At 75.6% G+C, this 19,509-nt stretch carries 14 protein-coding genes; 6 read left to right on the top strand and 8 right to left on the bottom strand.

All coding sequences use genetic code 11. From position 1 onward, the window contains the following. The first annotated feature begins 64 nt into the window (after positions 1-64). The 6 genes from HDG69_RS16280 to HDG69_RS16305 are packed head-to-tail and all read left to right on the top strand — an operon-like array spanning position 65 to position 11,374. The gene (locus tag HDG69_RS16280; RefSeq protein ID WP_343036479.1) at positions 65-5,572 is read left to right on the top strand and encodes a non-ribosomal peptide synthetase; all 5,508 of its coding nucleotides are present in this window, start codon (positions 65-67) and stop codon (positions 5,570-5,572) included. Then, positions 5,569-6,786, top strand: a complete 1,218-nt coding sequence (locus HDG69_RS16285) for a saccharopine dehydrogenase NADP-binding domain-containing protein (RefSeq protein ID WP_171784876.1) — start codon at positions 5,569-5,571, stop codon at positions 6,784-6,786. The genes HDG69_RS16280 and HDG69_RS16285 overlap by 4 nt, the downstream gene beginning before the upstream one ends. Then, entirely contained in the window at positions 6,783-8,669 is a 1,887-nt protein-coding gene (locus HDG69_RS16290) for a Gfo/Idh/MocA family oxidoreductase (RefSeq protein WP_171784877.1), read from the top strand. Before HDG69_RS16285 ends, HDG69_RS16290 begins: the two co-directional genes overlap by 4 nt. Further along, positions 8,662-9,906, top strand: a complete 1,245-nt coding sequence (locus HDG69_RS16295) for a cytochrome P450 (protein ID WP_171784878.1) — start codon at positions 8,662-8,664, stop codon at positions 9,904-9,906. Before HDG69_RS16290 ends, HDG69_RS16295 begins: the two co-directional genes overlap by 8 nt. Further along, entirely contained in the window at positions 9,900-10,673 is a 774-nt protein-coding gene (locus HDG69_RS16300) for a thioesterase II family protein (RefSeq protein ID WP_171784879.1), read from the top strand. The genes HDG69_RS16295 and HDG69_RS16300 overlap by 7 nt, the downstream gene beginning before the upstream one ends. Further along, positions 10,670-11,374 (top strand): methyltransferase, encoded by a 705-nt coding sequence (locus HDG69_RS16305; RefSeq protein WP_216645788.1) that lies wholly within the window; start codon positions 10,670-10,672, stop codon positions 11,372-11,374. Before HDG69_RS16300 ends, HDG69_RS16305 begins: the two co-directional genes overlap by 4 nt. Before the next feature lie 12 nt (positions 11,375-11,386). On the opposite strand, the gene HDG69_RS16310 is transcribed toward HDG69_RS16305, so the two are convergent. From HDG69_RS16310 to HDG69_RS16345, 8 genes are read right to left on the bottom strand one after another with little or no spacing between them, the layout of a single operon-like run. Further along, positions 11,387-12,781: an ABC transporter ATP-binding protein gene (locus tag HDG69_RS16310; protein ID WP_171784880.1), complete on the bottom strand. Its 1,395-nt coding sequence runs from the start codon at positions 12,779-12,781 to the stop codon at positions 11,387-11,389. Next, a complete protein-coding gene (locus HDG69_RS16315) occupies positions 12,778-13,641 on the bottom strand; it encodes an ABC transporter permease (protein ID WP_171784881.1) in 864 nt (287 codons plus the stop codon). The genes HDG69_RS16310 and HDG69_RS16315 overlap by 4 nt, the downstream gene beginning before the upstream one ends. Next, positions 13,638-14,603: an ABC transporter permease gene (locus HDG69_RS16320; protein ID WP_171784882.1), complete on the bottom strand. Its 966-nt coding sequence runs from the start codon at positions 14,601-14,603 to the stop codon at positions 13,638-13,640. The genes HDG69_RS16315 and HDG69_RS16320 overlap by 4 nt, the downstream gene beginning before the upstream one ends. A 10-nt stretch (positions 14,604-14,613) precedes the next feature. Continuing rightward, positions 14,614-16,200 carry an ABC transporter substrate-binding protein gene (locus HDG69_RS16325; protein WP_216645790.1) on the bottom strand — a complete coding sequence of 529 codons (1,587 nt, stop codon included), beginning with the start codon at positions 16,198-16,200 and terminating at the stop codon, positions 14,614-14,616. After that, the gene (locus HDG69_RS16330; protein WP_171784883.1) at positions 16,201-16,437 is read right to left on the bottom strand and encodes a ferredoxin; all 237 of its coding nucleotides are present in this window, start codon (positions 16,435-16,437) and stop codon (positions 16,201-16,203) included. Between the two features lie 25 nt (positions 16,438-16,462). Further along, complete coding sequence (locus HDG69_RS16335) at positions 16,463-17,167, bottom strand: 4'-phosphopantetheinyl transferase superfamily protein (protein WP_171784884.1); 705 nt, start codon at positions 17,165-17,167, stop codon at positions 16,463-16,465. Next, complete coding sequence (locus HDG69_RS16340) at positions 17,164-18,372, bottom strand: FAD-dependent oxidoreductase (protein ID WP_171784885.1); 1,209 nt, start codon at positions 18,370-18,372, stop codon at positions 17,164-17,166. The genes HDG69_RS16335 and HDG69_RS16340 overlap by 4 nt, the downstream gene beginning before the upstream one ends. Then, on the bottom strand, positions 18,369-19,472 hold the full coding sequence (locus HDG69_RS16345) for an LLM class flavin-dependent oxidoreductase (RefSeq protein WP_171784886.1): 1,104 nt from the start codon (positions 19,470-19,472) through the stop codon (positions 18,369-18,371). Before HDG69_RS16345 ends, HDG69_RS16340 begins: the two co-directional genes overlap by 4 nt. Positions 19,473-19,509: the final 37 nt, after the last annotated feature.

The raw sequence follows: 19,509 nt of genomic DNA on the forward strand, positions 1-19,509 counted from the left end.
CTAGTCGATAATGATTACGAGAATGATTTTCAGTTAGAGTCACCACCACCACGACGACGGGAGTGTGAGCATCGTGTCGATCGCCGCAGCGATCACCGACCTGGCACAGGACGGTGTCGGCCTCTGGGCCGACGGGGAACAGCTTCGATTCCGGGCCCCGGCAGGCTCGCTCGACGCGGGTCGCAAGGCCTGGTTGACCGAGAACAAGGCGGAGGTGCTCGCCCACCTGCGCCACGTCGGCGCCACCCGCGAGACCCCGACGACGGCGCTCGCGAGCGCCGACCGCCCCGGCCCGGCCCTCGTCCCCGCCCCCGAGGACCGGCACCGACCCTTCCCCCTCACCGAGCTCCAGGCGGCCTACCTGCTCGGGCGCGGATCGGCGTTCGAGTACGGCGGCGTCGCCTGCCACGCCTACCTCGAGCTGCGGTACGACCGGCCCGAGCAGCGCGCCCGGCTGACCGACGGACGCCTCGACGTCGCATGGCGGGCCGTGGTGTCGGCGCACGACATGCTGCGCGCCGTCATCCACACCGACGGGTTCCAGAGCGTCCTGCCCGAGGTCACGGCGCCGGCGGTGCCCGTGCACCGGGGCGAGCTCGCCGACGAGGTCCGCGAGCGCCTCGAGCAGCGCGTCCCGCAGCCGGACCGCTGGCCGCTGATCGCCGTCGAGGTCACCGACCACGACGACCACACGCTCCTGCACCTGTCCGTCGACCTCGTCGTGCTCGACCACGCGAGCCTGCACCTGCTGGTCACCGAGCTCGAGGCGCGCCTCTTCGACGACGCCGCTCCCGAGCCGCCAGGATGCACGTTCCGCGACTACGTCGTCGCCCGGCGCGGCGAGCTGGACGGTCCGCAGCACGAGCGCGACCGGGCCTACTGGCAGGAGCGGCTCGCCACGCTGCCGCCCGCCCCCGAGCTGCCGCGCGCCGAGTGGGCCACCACGCCGCCGCCGGCCGGCCGGCCGTTCCGCCGCCACGCCACCCTCCTGGACCCCGTCCGCACGGCCACCCTGACCGAGCGCGCGCGGGAGGCGGGCCTGAGCCTGTCGACGGTCCTGCTGACCTGCTACGCCGAGGTCGTCGGACGCTGGAGCCGGCGCCCCGGGTTCACCGTCGTCATCCCCACGTTCACCCGGGAGATCGCCGGAGACACCCGGCCGCACCCCGACATCGACCGCGTGCTGGGCGACTTCACCGCCACCGAGCTGCTCGCGGTCGACACCGCCGGCCCCGCCACGCCCGTCGAGCGGGGCAGGAGGCTGCAGGCGCAGCTCCTGGAGGACCTCGCGCACCGCAGCTTCAGCGGCTCGCAGGTGCAGACCGAGCGCAGCCGCGACGACGGCAACCCCGAGCTGTTCCCCGTCGTCTTCACCTCGACCGTCGACCAGGACCTGCCGCCCACCGCGGGACGGGTCGCCCACGCCCGGACGCAGTCGCCGCAGGTCTGGCTCGACTGCCAGGTGATGCGCGACGGCGACGGCCTCGTGCTGTCCTGGGACGTGCGCGACGGCGTCCTGCCCGACGGCGTCACCGACGACATGTTCTCCGCCTGGGTCGACCTGGTCGACCGGCTCGTCGACGACCCTTCGACCTGGTCCGACCCGGACCCGGTCCGGCTCCCCGCCGCCGACCGGGCGCGACGCGAGGCCGCCAACGCCACCGACGCGCCGCTGCCGGACGGCCTGCTGCACGACGACGTGCTCACCGTGGCGCGCACCGCCCCGGACCGCACCGCCGTCGTCGGCGCCGACGGCTCGCTGACGTTCGGCGAGCTCGTGGGCCGCGCCCGCGGGGTCGCGCACGCACTCACCGCCGAGGGCGTCGCCCCGCAGGACCGGGTCGCGATCGTCATGGACAAGTGTCCCGAGCAGGTCGTGGCCGCGCTGGGCGTCCTGCTGGCCGGTGCGGTCTACGTGCCGGTCGAGACCACGTCCCCCGCCTCCCGGCGCGCCGCCATCGTCGCGGACGCCGGCGCGACCGCCGTGCTGACCGTCGCGGCGCTGCGCACCGCCGCGTCGCAGGGCGTGGACGTGCCCGTGGTCGCCGTCGACGAGGTACCGCCGCGCGACGACGCCCCGAGCACGAGCACCACGCCGGACGACCTCGCGTACGTCATCTACACCTCTGGCTCCACCGGGACGCCGAAGGGCGTCATGATCGCGCACCGCGCGGCCCGCAACACCTGCGTGGACGTCGACGAGAGGTTCGCCGTCGGTCCGCAGGACGCCGTCCTGGGGCTGGCCGGCCTCGGGTTCGACCTGTCGGTGTGGGACGTCTTCGGCGTCCTGGGTGCCGGGGGGCGCCTCGTGCTGCCCGCGGCGGACCGGCGCGGCGACGCCGCCCACTGGGCCGAGCTCGTCGAGCAGCACGGCGTGACCCTGTGGAACACGGTGCCCGGCCAGCTCCAGATGCTGTCCGACTACGCCCGTTCCTCCGGCGCCGCCCAGCTGCGCACGCTGCGCCTCGCGCTGCTGTCCGGCGACTGGATCCCGGTGACGCTGCCGGACCAGGTCCGTGAGCAGCTCCCCGGCCTGGAGGTCGTCAGCCTCGGTGGCGCCACGGAGGGCGCCATCTGGTCGATCTGGCACCCGGTCGGGGCCGTGGACCGCGAGCGCCCGAGCATCCCGTACGGCACCCCGCTGCGCAACCAGCGGTTCGCGGTGCGCGACCACCGCGGCCGGGACGCCCCCGCCTGGGTCCCCGGCGAGCTGGAGATCATCGGTGCGGGCGTCGCCGACGGCTACCTCGGCGACCCCGAGCGCACCGGCGAGCGGTTCGGCGTCGGAACCGACGGTCTGCGCACCTACCGCACCGGCGACGTCGGCCGGTGGGTGGGGGACGGCACCCTGGAGTTCCTGGGCCGCGAGGACTCCCAGGTCAAGATCCGCGGCTACCGGATCGAGCTGGCCGAGGTCGAGGCCGCGGTGCTGGACCACCCCGGCGTCGGGCAGGCCGCCGTCGTCGTGGACGACGAGCGCCGCCACCTGGTCGCCGCCGTCGAACCGGCCGCCCGCCCCGTGCCGGACCCCTCCGCCGAGCCCGCGGTGGCCTCGCTCCGGACCCGCCTGGTCACCCCCCGGGTCGACAGCGCGGCGGTCGCCGCCTCGGTGGAGGCCGCCGACCAGGTCGGCCTCGACGTCATCGTCACCACCCTCGCCCCGGCGCTGGGGGACGGTGCCGCGCTGACCGCCGAGGAGATCAGCGACCGGCTCGACGTCGCCCCCGAGATGCGGTCCGTGGTGCGCCGCTGGCTGCGCGTCCTGACGCGCCACGACCTCGCGTTCGCCGACGGACCCCGGCACCGCCTCGCCCCCGAGGCGTCCGACCGGCCCGTCGACCGGCACGCGGACGAGCTCGCCGCCCGTGCCGGCGCCGCCGGCTGGAGCACCGCCCTGCCGGAGCTCCTGGCGCGCTGCGGCAAGGAGATGCCCGCGCTGCTGCGCGGGGAACGGGACATCCGCTCGCTGCTGGTCGACGCCCCCGGCACCGGCGAGCAGGCCGGGACCGCCGTGATGGCCGCCGCCTACCGGCACAACCTCGCCGTCGCCGAGCTCACCGACGCCCTCGCCGTCGCGATCGGCGAGCAGTGTGCCCTGGTCGACGGCGCCACCGTCCTGGAGGTCGGCGCCGGGGCGGGCGACACCACCGAGGCCGTCGTCGCCGCGACGGCCAGCCTGGACGTGACGGTCGTGGCCACCGACGCCTCCCCGCTGGCCGCGGCCCGGCTCGCCGAGCGGTTCGACGGCGTCGAGCAGGTGCGCTGCGAACGGTTCGACCCCGACGTCGACCTGTCGGCGCAGGGCCGCGAGCCCTGCTCCGTCGACGTCGTGATCGCCGCCCACAGCCTGCACACGTGCCGCGACGTCCCGGCGGCGCTCGCCCGGCTCGTCGAGCTGCTCCGCCCCGGCGGATGGCTCGTGGTCGTGGACAACGTGCGCGACGACGACCCGGCGCTCGCCGTGTCGATGGAGCTGCTGGAGATGACGCACGGGCCGTTCGACGACCGGCGGGCGTCCTCGGACCGGCTGTTCCTGGACACCGCGGAGCTGCACGACGCCCTGGAGGCGGCCGGGGCGGTGCCCGTCGTCTCGGGACCGGCACCGGAGGACGGCCTGGCCACCGCCGGCCAGCACCTCGTGCTGGCCCGCGCCAAGCCCGACCGCACCCCGGTGCGCGCCGAGGACGTGGAGCGCTCGGTGCGCCGACGGCTGCCCGAGTACATGGTGCCCTCCCGGTGGCGGGTGCTGGACCGGTTGCCGACCACGGCCAACAGGAAGGTCGACCGCGCCGCCCTGCTGGCCCTGGCCGGCCCGCGCGCCACCGAGGCCGCGGCGGGTGCCGACGAGCCGATGTCCGTCATGGAGCGCCAGATCGCCGGCCTGTGGGCCGAGCTCCTGGGGCTCGACCACGTGGGCCGCGACGACGACTTCTTCGCCCTCGGCGGCGACTCGCTGCTGGTCGCGCGGTTCGTCGGTCTGCTGCGCGAGCGCGTCCCGGACGTCATCGCCGTGCAGTGGGAGGTCGTGCTGCGGCACATGCTGCGTCAGCCGACCGTGGCCCACCTGGCCCGGTACCTCACCGAGGTGTCCCGGGCGCAGGACCCCGCCGCCGCGGCCCCCACGGCCGTGCGCACCAGCCCGCTGGTGCCGCTGCACGGCTCGGGCGACGGCCCGACGACGGTGCTGGTCCACGCCGGCACCGGCACGGCGATGCCGTACCGGGCCCTCGTCACCGACATCCGCCGGCGCTCGGCAGGGACGTCCTCGATCGCGGCCCTGGAGATCTGCGACCTCGCAGCGTTCCAGGACGACGACCCGGACGGCCTCATCGAGCGGATCGCCGCGGACTACGCCGAGGCGCTGGTGTCCTCCGACCCCGGCGAGATCCACCTGGTCGGGTACTGCCTCGGCGGGCTGATCGCCACCGAGGTCGCCCGGCACCTCGCCGACCGCGGGCACGACGTGCGGTCCCTGACCGTCGTGTCGAGCCACAGCCCCGCGTTCCGGCTCGACGACGAGGTCCTGGCCGAGTACTCGTTCTCGGTCATGATGGGCATCGACCCGGCCGACCTCGGCTATCCGGGCGACGAGCTGCGCGTCGCGCAGGCGACCGACGAGGTGCTGCGCCGCTCCCCGGGGGTCATCCCCGACGGCGGGCTCGCCGCCCTCGACGGCGACTTCGCCGACGTCGGCGCCGCCTTCGGGGCCCTGGCGGAGCTGACCGTGGAGCAGCGCGTCGAGCGCATGTGCGAGGCCGTGCCGGCCGACGCCGGCATGTACTCGCCCGAGCACATGATGCGGCTGCTGCGCACGTTCCGGCAGTCCGTCTTCGCGATCTCGCGCTACCGCCCCGACCCCTACCTGGGCGACGTCACCTTCTGCCGGCACAGCGGCACGTACCCCTTTCCGGGCAGCAAGGAGGCCGTCACCGCCCAGTGGGAGCAGGTGGTGCTCGGCGACCTCGACATCCTCGACGTCGCCGGCGACCACTTCACGTGCCTGACGTCCGAGAACTCGGCCGGGATCGTGGAGATCCTGCAGCGCACGACCGACGGGGCGGTGCTGCGATGAGCGGGGCGCCGGGAACGACCGTGCCGACCGTCGCCGTCGTCGGGGCGACCGGTTCCATCGGCGGCGAGCTGGTGCGCCTGCTCGCGGCCGACCGTGGCGCCGCCACGACGGGCCCGCTGCGGCTGCGTCTGGGCGGGCGCCGGGCGGACGCCCTGCGCGCCACCGCCGCGGGGCTCACCGCGACCGCGAGCCACGGGCGCACGACCGTGGAGACGCAGGAGTGCGACCTGTGGGACGACAGGTCGCTGGCGGCGTTCTGCGCGGGGGCCGACGTCGTGGTGTCGGTGGCCGGCCCGACCTACCGGGTCGGTGGCCGGGTGGCGCTGGCCGCCGTCGCCGCCGGGGCCGGCTACGTCGACGTCGGGGGAGACGACCCGCTGCTCGAGTCGCTCGCCCGCCGGGCGCCCGGCGGGCCGGGGACACCGACCGTCGTGGCCTCCTCCGGTGCGCTGCCCGGGGCGTCGGCACTGCTGCCCCGGCACCTGGCCTCGCTGCTGCCGCAGGGCGACTCCCTGACCGCGCACGTCGGAGGCATGGAGTCCTGCTCGGCCACCGTCGCGGAGGACATGCTGCTCTCCCTGAGCCGGGGCGGCCCGGACGGCACCCCGTTCGGCACTCCCTCGGCGGCCTGGTTCGCCGGGGAGGTGCGGCAGCGGGCCCTCGAGGTCGCTCCCGCCCACCGGGTGCCCGGCGCCCGCGGCCCGGTGATCGGTCAGCCGTTCCTCAGCGCCGAGACGGCCCGCCTGGCGGCCGCGCTGGGGCTGCGCTCGGCGCAGTGGTGGAACCTGTGGCCCGACGGTCACGCCTGGTCGGTGCTGTCGACCCTGCCGGTCCTCCTGCAGGACCCGACCACCTCCACCCGCGACGTCGTCGGCTACCTGTGCCGCGCCGCCGAGCTCGACGTGCTGGGCCGCCGGCCGTGGTACCTGATGCGCTTCCGCCTGGAGCACACCGCGTCCGGGCGAGCGACGGTCGCCGAGCTGCGCACCGACTCCTCGTCGCTGGTCACCGCGCTGGTCGCCGCACGGGCGGTCCGCACGGTGCTCGCCCGGCCGCGGCTCGGCGCGGGGTTCGCCGCGGACCTCCTCGACCCCGCCGAGGTGGTCGCCGACCTGGAGAGCCATCCTCGGATCGACCTGCGGGTCGGCCCCGGGGACGCACCCGTGCTCGCACCGGTGGCCGCGGCGGCGCCGGTCGAGGAGGGGGCGCTGTGAGCCCGACGCCCCCGCGGTCGGTGGTCGTCTGCGGCAGCCGGTTCGGTCGCTTCTCCGCCGAGGCGGTCGACCGCCACCCCGGGCTGCGCCTGGTCGCGGTGCTCGGGCGCGGCTCTGCCGCCTCGCGCGCGCTCGCCGAGCGCCACGGCGTGCCGCTGGTCACCGCGGTGGCGGACTGCCCGCCCACCGACCTGGCCTGCGTGGCCGTCGGCTCGACCATCCAGGACGGTCCCGGCAGCGAGATCGCCACCGCATGGCTGGAGCGGGGCGTCCACGTCGTGCAGGAGCACCCGGTGCACCCTCGCGAGCTCGCCGACCTGCTGCGCACCGCGCGCCGCACCGGCACCTCCTACCGGATGAACCTGCACTACCGGTGGGTGGACCCCGCGCCGTCGTTCCTGGACTCCGCCGCCAGGCTGCGCGACCGCCAGGCGCCGCTCTTCGCCGACGTCGTCACCCCGGTGCACCTGCTGCTGCCCGTGCTCGACCTGCTCGCCGGAGCCCTCGGGGCCGCGCGGCCGGTCGTGGTGGGGGACGTGCTCACCGAGCAGGGCGGCTCGCCCTTCACCGTCCTGACCCTGTCGCTCGGCGGGGTGCCGGTGACGCTGCGCGTCCAGAACCAGCTGTGCCCCGGCGACCGGGACAACCACACGGTGTGCTGGCCGCGCCTCGCCGTCGGGTTCCCCGCGGGCGTGCTGACGCTGGCCGACCTGCACGGGCCCGTGGAGTGGGCGCCCCGCTGGCAGATCGGCGGCCGGGGCCCGCAGACGGCGACGGACGAGCCGACCGTGTCGACGACGGGCGCCCCGGGCACCTTCGACGAGGTCTTCTCCGAGCGGTGGCCTGCTGCGCTGGTGCGGGTGCTCGACGAGCTCTGCGAGGACGTCGACACCGGCCGCGACCCGCTGCGCGCCGCGGCGTGGACGATGTCCGTCGTCCAGCTGTGGCACCAGGTCGCCGAGGCGCTCGGCCCGCCCGAGGTCGTCGACGCCCGCCCGGTCGCGCTGCTGGGCACCGCCGCCGTCCTCGACCTGCCGGCCGGCGCCTCGACACCGGCCGCCACCTCCGCCCCGCCCGTGCCGCAAGCGCCGTCCGTGCCGGGAGCGCCGGACGCGGACGCTCCGGGCTGGGAGCCGTACGTCGACGAGGCCGAGTTCTTCGACCTGGCGGCCGCCGGCCACGTCGGCCCGGTCAGCGCACCCCTGGTCGTCGAGGCGCTGGCCGGCGCGCCGGTCGGCCCCGGCCGCCCGGTGGTCGAGATCGGCGCCGGGACCGGCCTGCTCACCGTGGTCGCGGCGTCGGCCCTGCCCGCGGACGTGCCGTGGTGGGCCGCCGAGCCGGCGGGGCCCATGCGTGCCGTGCTCATGGCCCGGGTGCTCGACCACGGCCTGGGGCGGCGCGTCACCGTGCTGCCCGACGACGCCGCCTCCGTGGCGCTGCCCGAGCGCGCCGGGGCGGTCCTGCTCTGCGGTGTCCTGGGCCACCTCGACGACCGCGAGCACGACCGCCTCTGGGCCCGGCTGGGCGAGCACCTCGCCCCCGGGGCACCCGTGGTGGTCGAGCTGATGCACCTCGCCACCCCGCAGCACGTCGACGAGGCCGAGCTCGCCACCCGGCAGGTCGGCCGGCACTCCTACCACTGGCGGTGGTCCGCGCGGCCCGACGGCCCCGACCACGTGCGGATGTCGAGCCGCTGGCAGGTCCGTACCCCGGACGGCCCGGACCGCGAGAGCACGGCGTCCCACCGGTGGCGCACCAGCTCCCTGGCCGACGTCGCCGCGGTCGCCGGACAGCACGGCTTCGCCCTCGACGCCGACCTGTCGCACCCCACGTCCACCCCGATGGCCGTCTTCCGGCTCACGCCCCAGGAGAGTCATGTCTGAGTCCCTCACCCGCCCCGACGCCCCGACCCGGGGCAACCGCTCCGGCCCGCAGGACCGGCTGGCGTTCCCGGTGCCGCGCTCGTGCCCGTTCTCCCCGCCCGAGGACTACGCGCGGCTGCGCGAGCACGACCCCGCCCCGCACGTGGAGATCTCCGGCGGGCGCCCCGCACGCCTGCTCACCCGGTACGAGGACGTGCGCCGGTTCCTCGCCGACCGCACCACCAGCGCCGACGCGCGCGACGAGGCCCTGCCCGCCCTGGGGCTCGGCGAGCGGGAGGCTGCCGCGAAGTCGCGGCCCTTCCTGCGCACCGACCCGCCGGACCACACCCGCCAGCGGCGGATCCTCCAGGCCCAGTTCACCGTGCGGCGCGTGGCCCGCATGGCCGACGGGATCCGCGAGCGCGCCGACCACCTCGTCGAGGCGCTCCGGCCCCGGGGCCGCGCCGACGTCGTGAGCGACTACGCCAACGTGGTGTCCACCTCGACCGTCCTGGGCCTGATGGGGCTGCCCGACGACGACCCCGACTTCTTCCGCGAGATCACCCGCATCTCCGGGGGGCGCCAGAGCACCGAGGCGGAGGTGACCGCCGCGCTCGGCACGCTGTTCGGCACGCTCGACGAGCACATCTCGCTGCGGTCGCAGGAACCGGGCGAGGATCTGCTGTCCGCCCTCGTGCAGAACCACCTGCTCACCGGCGAGGTGACCCGCCACGAGCTGCTGTCCACCGTCGGGATCACGATCATCGCCGGCCGCGAGACCACCACGTCGATGATCGCGCTGAGCACCTGGAAGCTGCTGCAGGACCCGGCGGCCCGGGCCGTCGCCGAGGCCGGCGGCGAGGCCATGAAGCCGCTGGTCGAGGAGCTCCTGCGCCTGCTGAGCGTCGCCGACTCCATCCCCATCCGAGTGGCCGGCACCGACCACGAGATCGCCGGCTCCGCCGACCCGGTCCGCCAGGGCGAGGGCGTGATCTCCCTCCTCGCGGCGGCGAACCACGACCCCGCGGCCTTCCCCGACCCCGACCGGCTGTTCCCGGACCGGACGCCGAACCACCACCTGGCGTTCGGGTTCGGCATCCACCAGTGCATCGGTCAGCACCTGGCCCGCCTCGAGCTGCAGGTCGCCCTGCACAGCCTGTTCGCCGGGCTGCCCGGCCTGGAGCTCGCCGGTGACGACGTCGCGCTCAACAACGACGCCGCCACCTTCGGCATCGAGGAGCTGCCGGTCCGATGGTGAGCACCGCACCCCGCCCCTCCGTGCGCCGGTGGGTGCCCCGGCCCTCGGCCCCCGTCCGCCTCGTCTGCTTCCCCCACGCCGGCGGCGGCGCGACCGCCTACCGTGACTGGGCGTCCGCGCTCCCCGACACCGTCGAGGTGCTGTCCGTGCAGTACCCAGGCCGCGAGGACCGCTCCGCCGACCCCCTGCCCGCCTCCATGCCCGACCTCGTCGCCCAGCTCGCCGCGGACCTGCGCCCCTTCTGGGACCGCACCACCGTCGTGTTCGGGCACAGCATGGGCGCCGCGGTCGCCTACGAGACGGTGCGGGCGCTGCGCTCCGCAGCGCGCCCCGAGCCCGACCACCTGGTCGTCTCCGGACGGCGCGCCCCCGACCGTTTCCTCGGCGGGGACGTGCACCGAGGCGGCGAGGCCGCCCTGCGTGCCGAGCTCGAACGGCTCGGCGGCACCCCGCCGGAGGTCCTCGCCGACCCCGACCTGTCCGCCGTCATCCTGCGGTACGTCCACCACGACTACCGCCTCGTCGAGAACCACCACCCACAGCCCGGACCGCCCCTGGCCTGCCCGACGACGGTCGTGCTGGCCCAGGACGACCCGTTGCTGCGCGCCGAGCACGTCGCCGACTGGCACCGCCTCACCACCGGGCACACCGACGTCGTCGAGCTGCCCGGCGACCACTTCTACCTGGTACCGCACCGCGACGCGCTGCTGCGGGTGATCCTGGACCGCCTCGACCCGGCGCTGACCACCACCGGGGTCGGCCCGTGAGCTACGACCAGATCGCCGAGTTCTACGACCTCGTCGCCGCCCGGCAGTCGCTGAGCACCGGACCCGCCCTCGCCGACGTGCTGCGCGGCCTGCCGATGACGGACGCACCCGTCGTCGAGGTCGGGGCGGGGACCGGCCGGGTGACCCGGACGATCGCCGCGGCGATCGCGGACGTCGACATCCTCGCGGTGGAACCGTCGGCGCCGATGCGCGCCGTGCTCACCTCGCGCGCCTGGGCCGACCCCGACCTGCGGGCCCGGGTCACCGTCAGCGCCCGGTCGGCACCGGACCTCGACCTGCCCGGCCGCATCCTGTGCGCCGTCGTCTTCGGCGTGGCCGGCCACCTGGAGCGGCCCGAGCGCACCGAGCTGTGGCGGCGGCTGTCGCAACGCCTCGTGCCCGGCGGGTGCCTCGTGGTCGAGCTCATGGGGTCGGCCCGGGCGATGCCCCCGACCCGCACCGTGCACGAGACGGTCGGCCGCCTGACGTACGAGTGGTGGGTCTCGGCCGAGCCCGTGGGCGACGGCGTCGTGCGGCACGTCAACTGGTGGCGGGTCCTCGAGGGCGACCGGGTGTGCCGGGAGGTCGGCGACGAGCACCTGTGGCACGTCCTCGAACCGGAGGAGCTGGCGGCCGAGAGCGGGCTGCGCGCCCGCACGGTCGGCACCGGGGCGGACTCCCTCGTGGTCCTGGAGGCCTGAGTCCGTCGCTCCCTACCCCGGGACGTCGATCTCGGTGGTGCGGTGCGCCCACCGGGCCACCTCGTCCCGGTCGTGCGTGATGAGCACGACGGCGGTGCCGTCCGCCCGGAGCGCGTCGACCGCCTCCAGGACGGACGTCGCGGTCGCGGCGTCCAGCGCCGAGGTGATCTCGTCGCAGATCAGCACGGCCGGCCGGCAGGCCAGCGCACGGGCCACGGCGACGCGCTGGCGCTCGCCGCCGGAGAGCTCGCCGGCCCGGCGCGGGAGCATGTCATGGTGCAGCCGCACCGCCGCGAGCAGGCCGGCCGGCTCGTCGGCCAGCTCGTCCGCCGTCCGGGCCCGCCCGCCGGCGGCCAGGGCACGGCGCAGGGTCCGCCGCACCGTCTCGGCCGGGTTGAGCGAGCCGGTCGCGTCCTGGGGGACGAGCTGCACCGCGCGGCGCTGGTCGCCGCTGCGGGCGCCGAGCGTGGCGGGCAGCGGCCGGCCGTGCAGCTCGAGGGTTCCGCCGTCCCGGCGGTGCAGCCCGACCAGGACGCGCGCCAGCGTGCTCTTGCCCGCACCGGACGGCCCGACGACGGCGGCCGTCGTGCCGGCGGTCAGGCGCAGGTCCACCGGGGCCAGCGCCGGGCGGCCGCGGTGGCCCGCGCGCAGCCCGCGGGCCACGAGCACCTCGCGGGAGTGGTCGCCGTCGGTCCGCCGGACGGACTCCTCCGGGGTGGCGACGGCGGTCTCGCGCACCGCACCGGCCTCGACGTGCAGCACGCGGTCGGCGCTGCGCGCGAGCGCGGAGCGGTCGTGGGTGATGAGCAGCACCGAGCAGTCGGCGGCGCGCTCCGCGACGAGGCCGGCCAGCAGCTCGGCGCTGGCCGTGTCCAGGCCGGACGTCGGTTCGTCGAGGACGAGCAGCCGCGGGCGGTGGACGACGGCGAGCGCGAACGCCGCCCGGCGGACCTGCCCCCCGGAGAGCTGGTGGGGCAGGCGCCCGGCGGAGCCGTCAGGGAGCCCGAGCCGCTGCAGCGCGTCGTCGACGTCGGCACGGGTCAGCCGCCGGCCGCACCGGTGGGCGCGTTCGCGCAGCTGTGCCCCGATGCTCCACGCAGGGTTCAGCTCGACCGCCGGGTCCTGGCCCAGGTAGGCGACGACGTCGGTGCGCAGCGTCCGCCGGTCCGCGGGGGAGAACGGGTCGAGCCCGGCCACCCGCACCGTCCCGGCGTCGCGCCGCAGGCCCGGACGCAGGTGCCCGAGGAGCGTGGACGCCAGGGTGGTCTTGCCCGCGCCGCTGGCACCGACGAGGCCGACCACCTCGCCGTCGGCGATCCGCAACGAGGCCCCGTCGAGGATCCTGCGCCCGCCCGCGCTGACCGTCAGCCGGTCCACGGTCGCCAGGGCGTCCTGGTCGCGGGTCATGCGGTCACCCTCCCGAGGCGGGCGGCGGCCCGGTCCGCGACGACGGTGACGCCGACGATGAGCAGGACGAGCAGCGCGGAGGGGACGACGACGGCCCACGGGTTGAGCGAGATGCCCGGCAGGTTCTCCTGGACCATCAGCCCCCAGTCCGGCCACGGGGCGCCGCGGCCCAGCCCGAGGAACCCGGCGGTCGCGCTCAGGTGCAGGGCCGTGGTGAACCGCAGGCCCGTCTCGGCGGCGACCGGCGGTGCGAGGTTGGGCAGGACGTCGTGCAGCATCACCGTCCACCAGCGGTCCCCGCGCGCCCGGGCGACCTCGACGTACCCCGCCCCGGAGATCTGGCGGGCGACGGCCCGCAGGACCCTGGTGGAGTACGGCACGCTGACGACGGCGACGCCCACCATGAGCACGAGGTCGTCGCCGGGGAAGGCCGCGGCCAGCAGCAGCAGGACGAGCAGCCCCGGCATCACCCCGAGCGCGTCCACCCCCCGCATCACGACACCACCGGCCCGGGGGAAGAGCAGGGCGGGCAGGACCCCGAGCAGGACGGCCGCCACCACACCGATGACGGTGGCCCCGGCCGCGACGAGCACGAGACGGGCACCGCCGTGCAGCACTCGCAGGGCGACGTCGCGGCCGATGCCGTCCGTGCCGAGCAGCCGGCCGTCCACGCCCGGCGCGGTGTAGGGCAGACCGACCTGTGCCGTCGGCGACCCGGGCCACAGCGGACCGAGGAGCGCCAGCAACGCCACGGCGAGGAGCACGGCCAGTCCCAGCCCGCCCGCAGCCCTCCGCGTGCGGCGTCCGAGCGGGACGGGCACGGCGAGCCGTGGGCGGGCCGTCCGACGTCGTGTGCTCATCGTCGCTCCCGGGGGTCCACGAGGCCCGCGACGAGGTCACCGAGCAGCAGGCTGGCCAGTGCCAGGGCGGCGAGGACCAGAGTGATGCCCTGCACCATGACCAGGTCCTGACGACCGACGGCCTGCTGCAGCTCGAGTCCGATCCCGGGGTAGTTGAAGACGAGCTCCACCACGATCGACCCGCCGATGAGGCCACCGAACAGCACCGCGACGACCTGGATCACGGGCTGGACGGCGTTCGGCAGCACGTGGCGCACGGCCAGCGCCCCGCCGGTCACCCCGCGCAGGCGCGCCGCCTCGACGTAGCGGGTCGCCGCGACGCCCGCCGTCGTCGACCGCATCATGCGCGCCGACAGCCCGAAGCCCAGGGGGACCAGGCTGAGGACCGGCAGCACCATCGCGGCGGGGGCGTCCCACGGCCGCCCGCCGAGCGGGGCCGTGGAGACCTGCGGGAACCAGCCGAGCGTCGTGGCCAGCACGACGATGAGCAGCACCGTCATCACGAACTCAGGGATCGCGACGACGACGACGCTCAGCCCCGTCACGGCGCGGTCCGCGCGCCGCCCCGGCCGCATGCCCGCCAGGAGTCCGGCCGCGACGCCCAGCGGGGCCGCCACCAGCAGGGCGACCCCGGCCAGGACGACCGAGTTCGGCAGGCGCTCGCCGACGACGTCCGCCACGGGGCGACCGGAGATCGCACTGACCCCCAGATCGCCCCGCAGCGCACCGCCGAGCCACTCCAGGTACCGCTCCGGGGCGGGCCGATCCAGCCCGAGGTCCGCCCGCAGCCGGGCCACCTCCGCCGGGTCGGCGTCGGGGCCGGCGAGCCGGGCCGCGGCGTCGCCCGGCAGCACGTCCGTCACGGTGAAGATCACCGCGGACAGCAGCAGCAGGGTCGCCGCCGCCAGGAGCAGGCGGCCGAGGACCCACCCGACCCGGCCGGTCAGGAGGTCTGGAGTCATCGGAGAGGGCTCAGGACAGGGACGCCTCGGAGAAGTCCGGCCACGACCGCAGCACCACTCCCGAGACGGCGGCGGAGCTCGCGCTCACCGACGGCAGGAACACCGGCGTGATGCCGTTGCCCTCGTCCCACATCAGCTCCTGGGCCTCACGGGCCTTGGCGGCCCGCTCGTCCGCGTCGGCGGTGCCACGGGCGGCGAAGATCAGCTCGTCGATGTCGGGCCGGTCGAAGCCGAAGGCGCTCGGCGCGCCGGCGACGCGGGTCGAGGTGTACCCCGACAGCAGCGGGGTGGCCGGGCTGTAGCCCGCGGCGAAGTCGGCCGAGAAGTAGGACTCCATGTCGGAGTAGAGCTGGCCCTGGGGGAGGGAGTTGAGCTCCACCTCGACGCCGATCTCGGAGAGCTGCTGGGCCACGACGGTGGACACCTCGTTCATGCCCTCGATCTCGGAGCCCGTGGTGAGCGTGACACGCATACCCTCGGCCCCTGCCTTGCGCAGCAGGTCGCGGGCGGCCTCGGGGTCGTGCTCGCGCTGCGGGATGTCCGACGCGTAGTCCGGGAAGCCCTTGGCGGGCAGGTCGTTGCCGACCTCGGCGCGCCCGTACAGGACGGTGTCCACGATAGCCTGGCGGTCGATCGCCAGCTTGAAGGCGCGGCGCACGTCCACGTCCTCGAACGGCTCGTGGTTCATGTTCATCGCGAAGTTCAGGGCCGTCAGGTACGGCTCCTGGGTCGACTCGACCACGATGCTGTCGTCGCCCTCGAGCGTCCGGGCCCGCACCGGACCGATGTCGCCGGCGAAGTCGACGTCGCCGGACTGCAGCGCCGCGACGCGGGCGTCCGTGGCGGGGATCCCGCGCAGCTCCAGCCCGTCGAGGAGCGTGCCGCCGCCGTAGTAGTCGTCGAAGCGGGCCAGAGCGGTCCCCTCGCCGGGGACGAACTCCGTGATCTGGAACGGTCCGCAGCTCGGCGTCTCGACCGTGAACTCCTCGGTGCCCTCGCGGACGATGAAGCTGTTCTGGCAGAGCAGGAGGTGGCCGTCGGCGATGGGCTGCAGCGTCGGCAGCTCGAGGGTGAGGTCGTCGAGGACGCGGGCCGAGTCGAGGTCGAAGTTCTGCCCGACCGTCTGGAGGTAGGGCAGCGCGGGCAGGACCATCGGCAGCTGGAGGGAGTGCAGGACGTCGGCGGCCGTCAGCGTGCTCCCGTCGGTGAACTGCACGCCGGGCCGCAGCTTCACCGTGTAGGTCGACAGGTCGCCGGCCGCGGTGATCTGCTCCGCGACCCCGAGCCGGACGCCGTCCTCGCCGCTGGGGTCGAGCGAGCCGAGCTGGCCGTGCACCGAGCGCATCCGCACCGAGTCGAGGGTGGTGGGCCCGAGGAGGATGTTGAGGCTCTCCTGGGCACCTCCGCCGAGGAAGGCTGCGCGCAGCGTCCCGCCGGCGGTCCCTCCGCCGGCTGCGGTCGTCGCCGGGGCAGGGGAGGAGGAGGGGGAGCCGGAGATGGCGCAGCCGGCGAGGCCGGCCGCCAGTCCGAGGCCACCGGCGAGCAGCAGCCCGCGTCGGGTCAGCATCGCGTCGTTCATCGTGGATCGTGGTCCCATCTAGGTCGCATGAGCAGAGCTCGAGGCCGTGGGAACGACACGCAGCGCCCCGGCAGGGCACCGCCCGACCGCCTCGAGGGCGGCGGCGGCATCCTGAGCGGTCAGCTCGTCCTGAGCGGGCGGGAGCAGGATCACCCCGCCCAGCGTGTCGTCCTGGTCGAACAGGTCTGCCGCGACCAGCACGCAGTTCCCCGAGCCGATGCACCGGCTGCGGTCGACCACGAGTCTCGTTCCCACAGGCGGTCATGATAATCATTCCCAACTAGCGTTGACCAGTGCCCTCGGCAAAGTCCCACGCACCGAGACGATCCACGACGACGGGCGCGGCGAGGAGAGTGACGACCGCACCCCCCACCACCCCCCAGCGCCCGTGCAGCCGCGTGCGCCCGTCCGGGAGCGGCCGCGCGAGCTCCGCCGTCGCCGCGCCCTCCGCCGCGACGCGGACGTCGACGTCGTCGGGGTCCAGCCAGCCGTCGGTCAACGGGCTGAAGATCTTGAACGCCGACTCCTTGACGCTGAACACGACCGTGGTGCCCGGCGCCTCGGGTCGTGCCCATCCGTGCAGACGGCGGCGCTCCTGCGGGGTCAGGAGCATGTCGACGACGTCGTCGGGCAGTGGCACCGCCGCCTCGACATCGATCCCGACGCCCTGCCAGGCGGCCGCCGACCCGACGACCGCCGCGGCCACCCCCGTGCCGTGCGACATCGAACCGACGACGCCGGCCGGCCAGCGGGGTCGACGTCGCAGGTCGTGGAGGACCGGCGCCGCCGGACGGCCGAGGTCCCGCAGCGCGGCACGCGCGCAGCGCCGGGCCGAGGCGAACTGGGCGCGCCGGACAGGCACGGCGTCCGCGACGAGGGCACGCTCGGCGGGCAGCAGACCGTCGTCGACGATCCGGTCCGTCACCCAGGCCCGCAGCGTGCCGGTGCGCCCGCCCGGCAGCAGGGTCGGGTCGAGCCGCCTCACCCCCCGACGACGGCGTGCGCGCCCGTGCCGGCGAACCGGTCCGGCGCGAACGCCCCGACCGGCAACGACGTCCGGCCCTCGACGATCCCCTCGGCCACGGCCTCGCCGATGCCCGCCGAGTGCTTGAAGCCGTGCGCGTTGCAGCCGCCGGCCACCCAGACCTGCCGCCCGTCGTCGACGGGTCCGATCACGAACTGGCCGTCCCGGGTCCGGTCGTACGGGCAGGCGGCGCCCGTCACGCCCTCGGCGCGCACCCCGGGGAAGGCGACCGGTGCCCGCTCGAGCACCGGCGCCCAGTCCTGCGGAGCGAGCGGCCGCACCTCGCCGTCGGGCGGTAGCGGTGTCGCGGCCTCGACCCCGAGCTTGACGACCGTCGGGTCCGCGCCGGGGAGGACGCCGTGCCCCCACAGCACCCGCCCGTCGTCGAGCTCGCGCATGAAGACCGGCAGGTCGTCGACGCCCAGGCCGGCCGGGTCGTCGACCCGCAGGAACGTCATCGGCATGACGACGGTGCGCCAGCCCGCGGCCTGCACGAGGCCGGGTGCCAGGTCCGGCAGGAGGCCGGCGTTGCCGACGCCGGCGGCGAGCACGAGCACGTCCGCGTCGATCGTCCCGCCGTCGTCCGGCCCGTGCCCGGACCACTCGACCCGGACCCCGCCCGCGCGTCGTTCGGCCCGGCGCACCGTGACGCCGGTGCGGAGCCTGGCGCCGGCGTCGCGCGCCTGCTCGAGGGCCCCGCGGATCACCTGGTCGACGTCGAGGAGCGCGGCCTCCGGCTCGACGACGGCCAGGTGCCCGTCGGGCAGGGTGGCGTGGCCGGGGTACCGGCGTCGGACGTCCGCCGCCTCCAGCACCTCGACGGGCAGGCCGTGGAGCCTGGCGGCAAGCCGGGCTCCGCTGACCACGGGCCCGTCCGGAGGGCCCAGCAGCATGCCGCCGTCCGAGACTCGCAGGCGACGCCCGGAGCGGTCGGCGAGCCCGCGCCACAGCTCGTCGGAGCGCCGGGCCACCTCGACGAGGTCGGGGTGCTCCAGGCAGGCCGTGCGGAACATCCTCGTCGCCCCTCCGGACGAGCCGAAGCCGTGGGGAGGGGCGTGCCGGTCGAGCCCGACGACGTCGGCCCCGCGCCGCGCGAGGCGCCACGCGACGTGCGCACCCCAGGCACCGAGCCCGACGACGACCACCCGCACCGGGGCGCGGCTCACGCGGGCAGGGCCGGCGCCGCGTCCTGCGCGACGGGTGTCGTCACGGTGGCCCCGAGCCGAGGCGCGACCTCCTCGACGAGGAGGTCGAGCGCCCGGTGCGCCTTCACCGCGCCCAGGAGGCCGGGGTTGAGGTGCAGGCTGACGGTGACGTCCTCGCCGAACCACCGGCTGACGCGCCCGAGCTGGTCGGCGACGTCCTGCGGGGTGCCCGCCAGCACCGTGTCGTTGCCGAGGGCGCGGTCGAAGTCGTAGCCGCGGATCTTGTCGACGAGCTGCTCGTACCCGGCGTAGTCGGCGCTGCGGCGCGTCGACCACGAGGACACCGCGGTGGCCATGTGCTCGATGTAGTTGGCCTCCCACCGCCGACCGTCGGCGAGGGCGACCTCCCGGTCGTCGCCGAGGTAGCACGTGTACTTGATCTGCACGCGGCCCGGGCCGTGACCGGCCGACTCCCGCGCCTCGCGGTAGGCGGCGAGCATCTCCTGCAGCTGCGGACGGGGCGTCACGGTAGGCACGACCTGCAGGTGGTAGCCGGCCCGGCCCGCGGCGACGCACGAGTCGAGGCTGGTGGTGGAGGCGACGAAGACCGGCGGGTGCGGGGCCTGGTGGGGCCGCGGATAGACTGTCACCGGGTCGAAGGTGGCCCACGGCAGGTCGGAGGACACGTCCTCCTCGGTCCACAGCCGCACGACGGTCTCGACGTTGCGGGCGAACCGCACGCGGCTCTCGTCCATGGGCACACCGAACGCGTCGAACTCGGTGGGCAGGAACGCGCGGCCGAAGCCGACGTCGAGCCGTCCGTGAGAGAGCTGGTCGAGGAGTGCCAGGGACGCGGCGAGCCGGATCGGATGACCGAACGCGGCGACGACGGCACCGGTCGTCAGCCGGATGCGCTCGGTGCGGGCGGCGATCGCCGTGAGCAGGGTGACGGGGTCGGGGCTGTAGCCCCCGTACCCGCTGAGCTGGTGCTCGACGACCTGGACGTGCTCGAGGCCGAGCCGGTCCGCGTGGACCGAGAGCTCCATCACCTCGTCGTAGTAGTCGGCCGGCGTGCGCAGCGCCGGGTCGAAGACCGGGAAGAAGGTCAGGCCGAACTGCATCTCCACCTCCGCCTAATGGGAATGATTCTCGTTCTAC

The organism is Isoptericola halotolerans, assembly GCF_013149785.1.
In the GTDB taxonomy this organism is placed as follows: domain Bacteria; phylum Actinomycetota; class Actinomycetes; order Actinomycetales; family Cellulomonadaceae; genus Isoptericola; species Isoptericola halotolerans.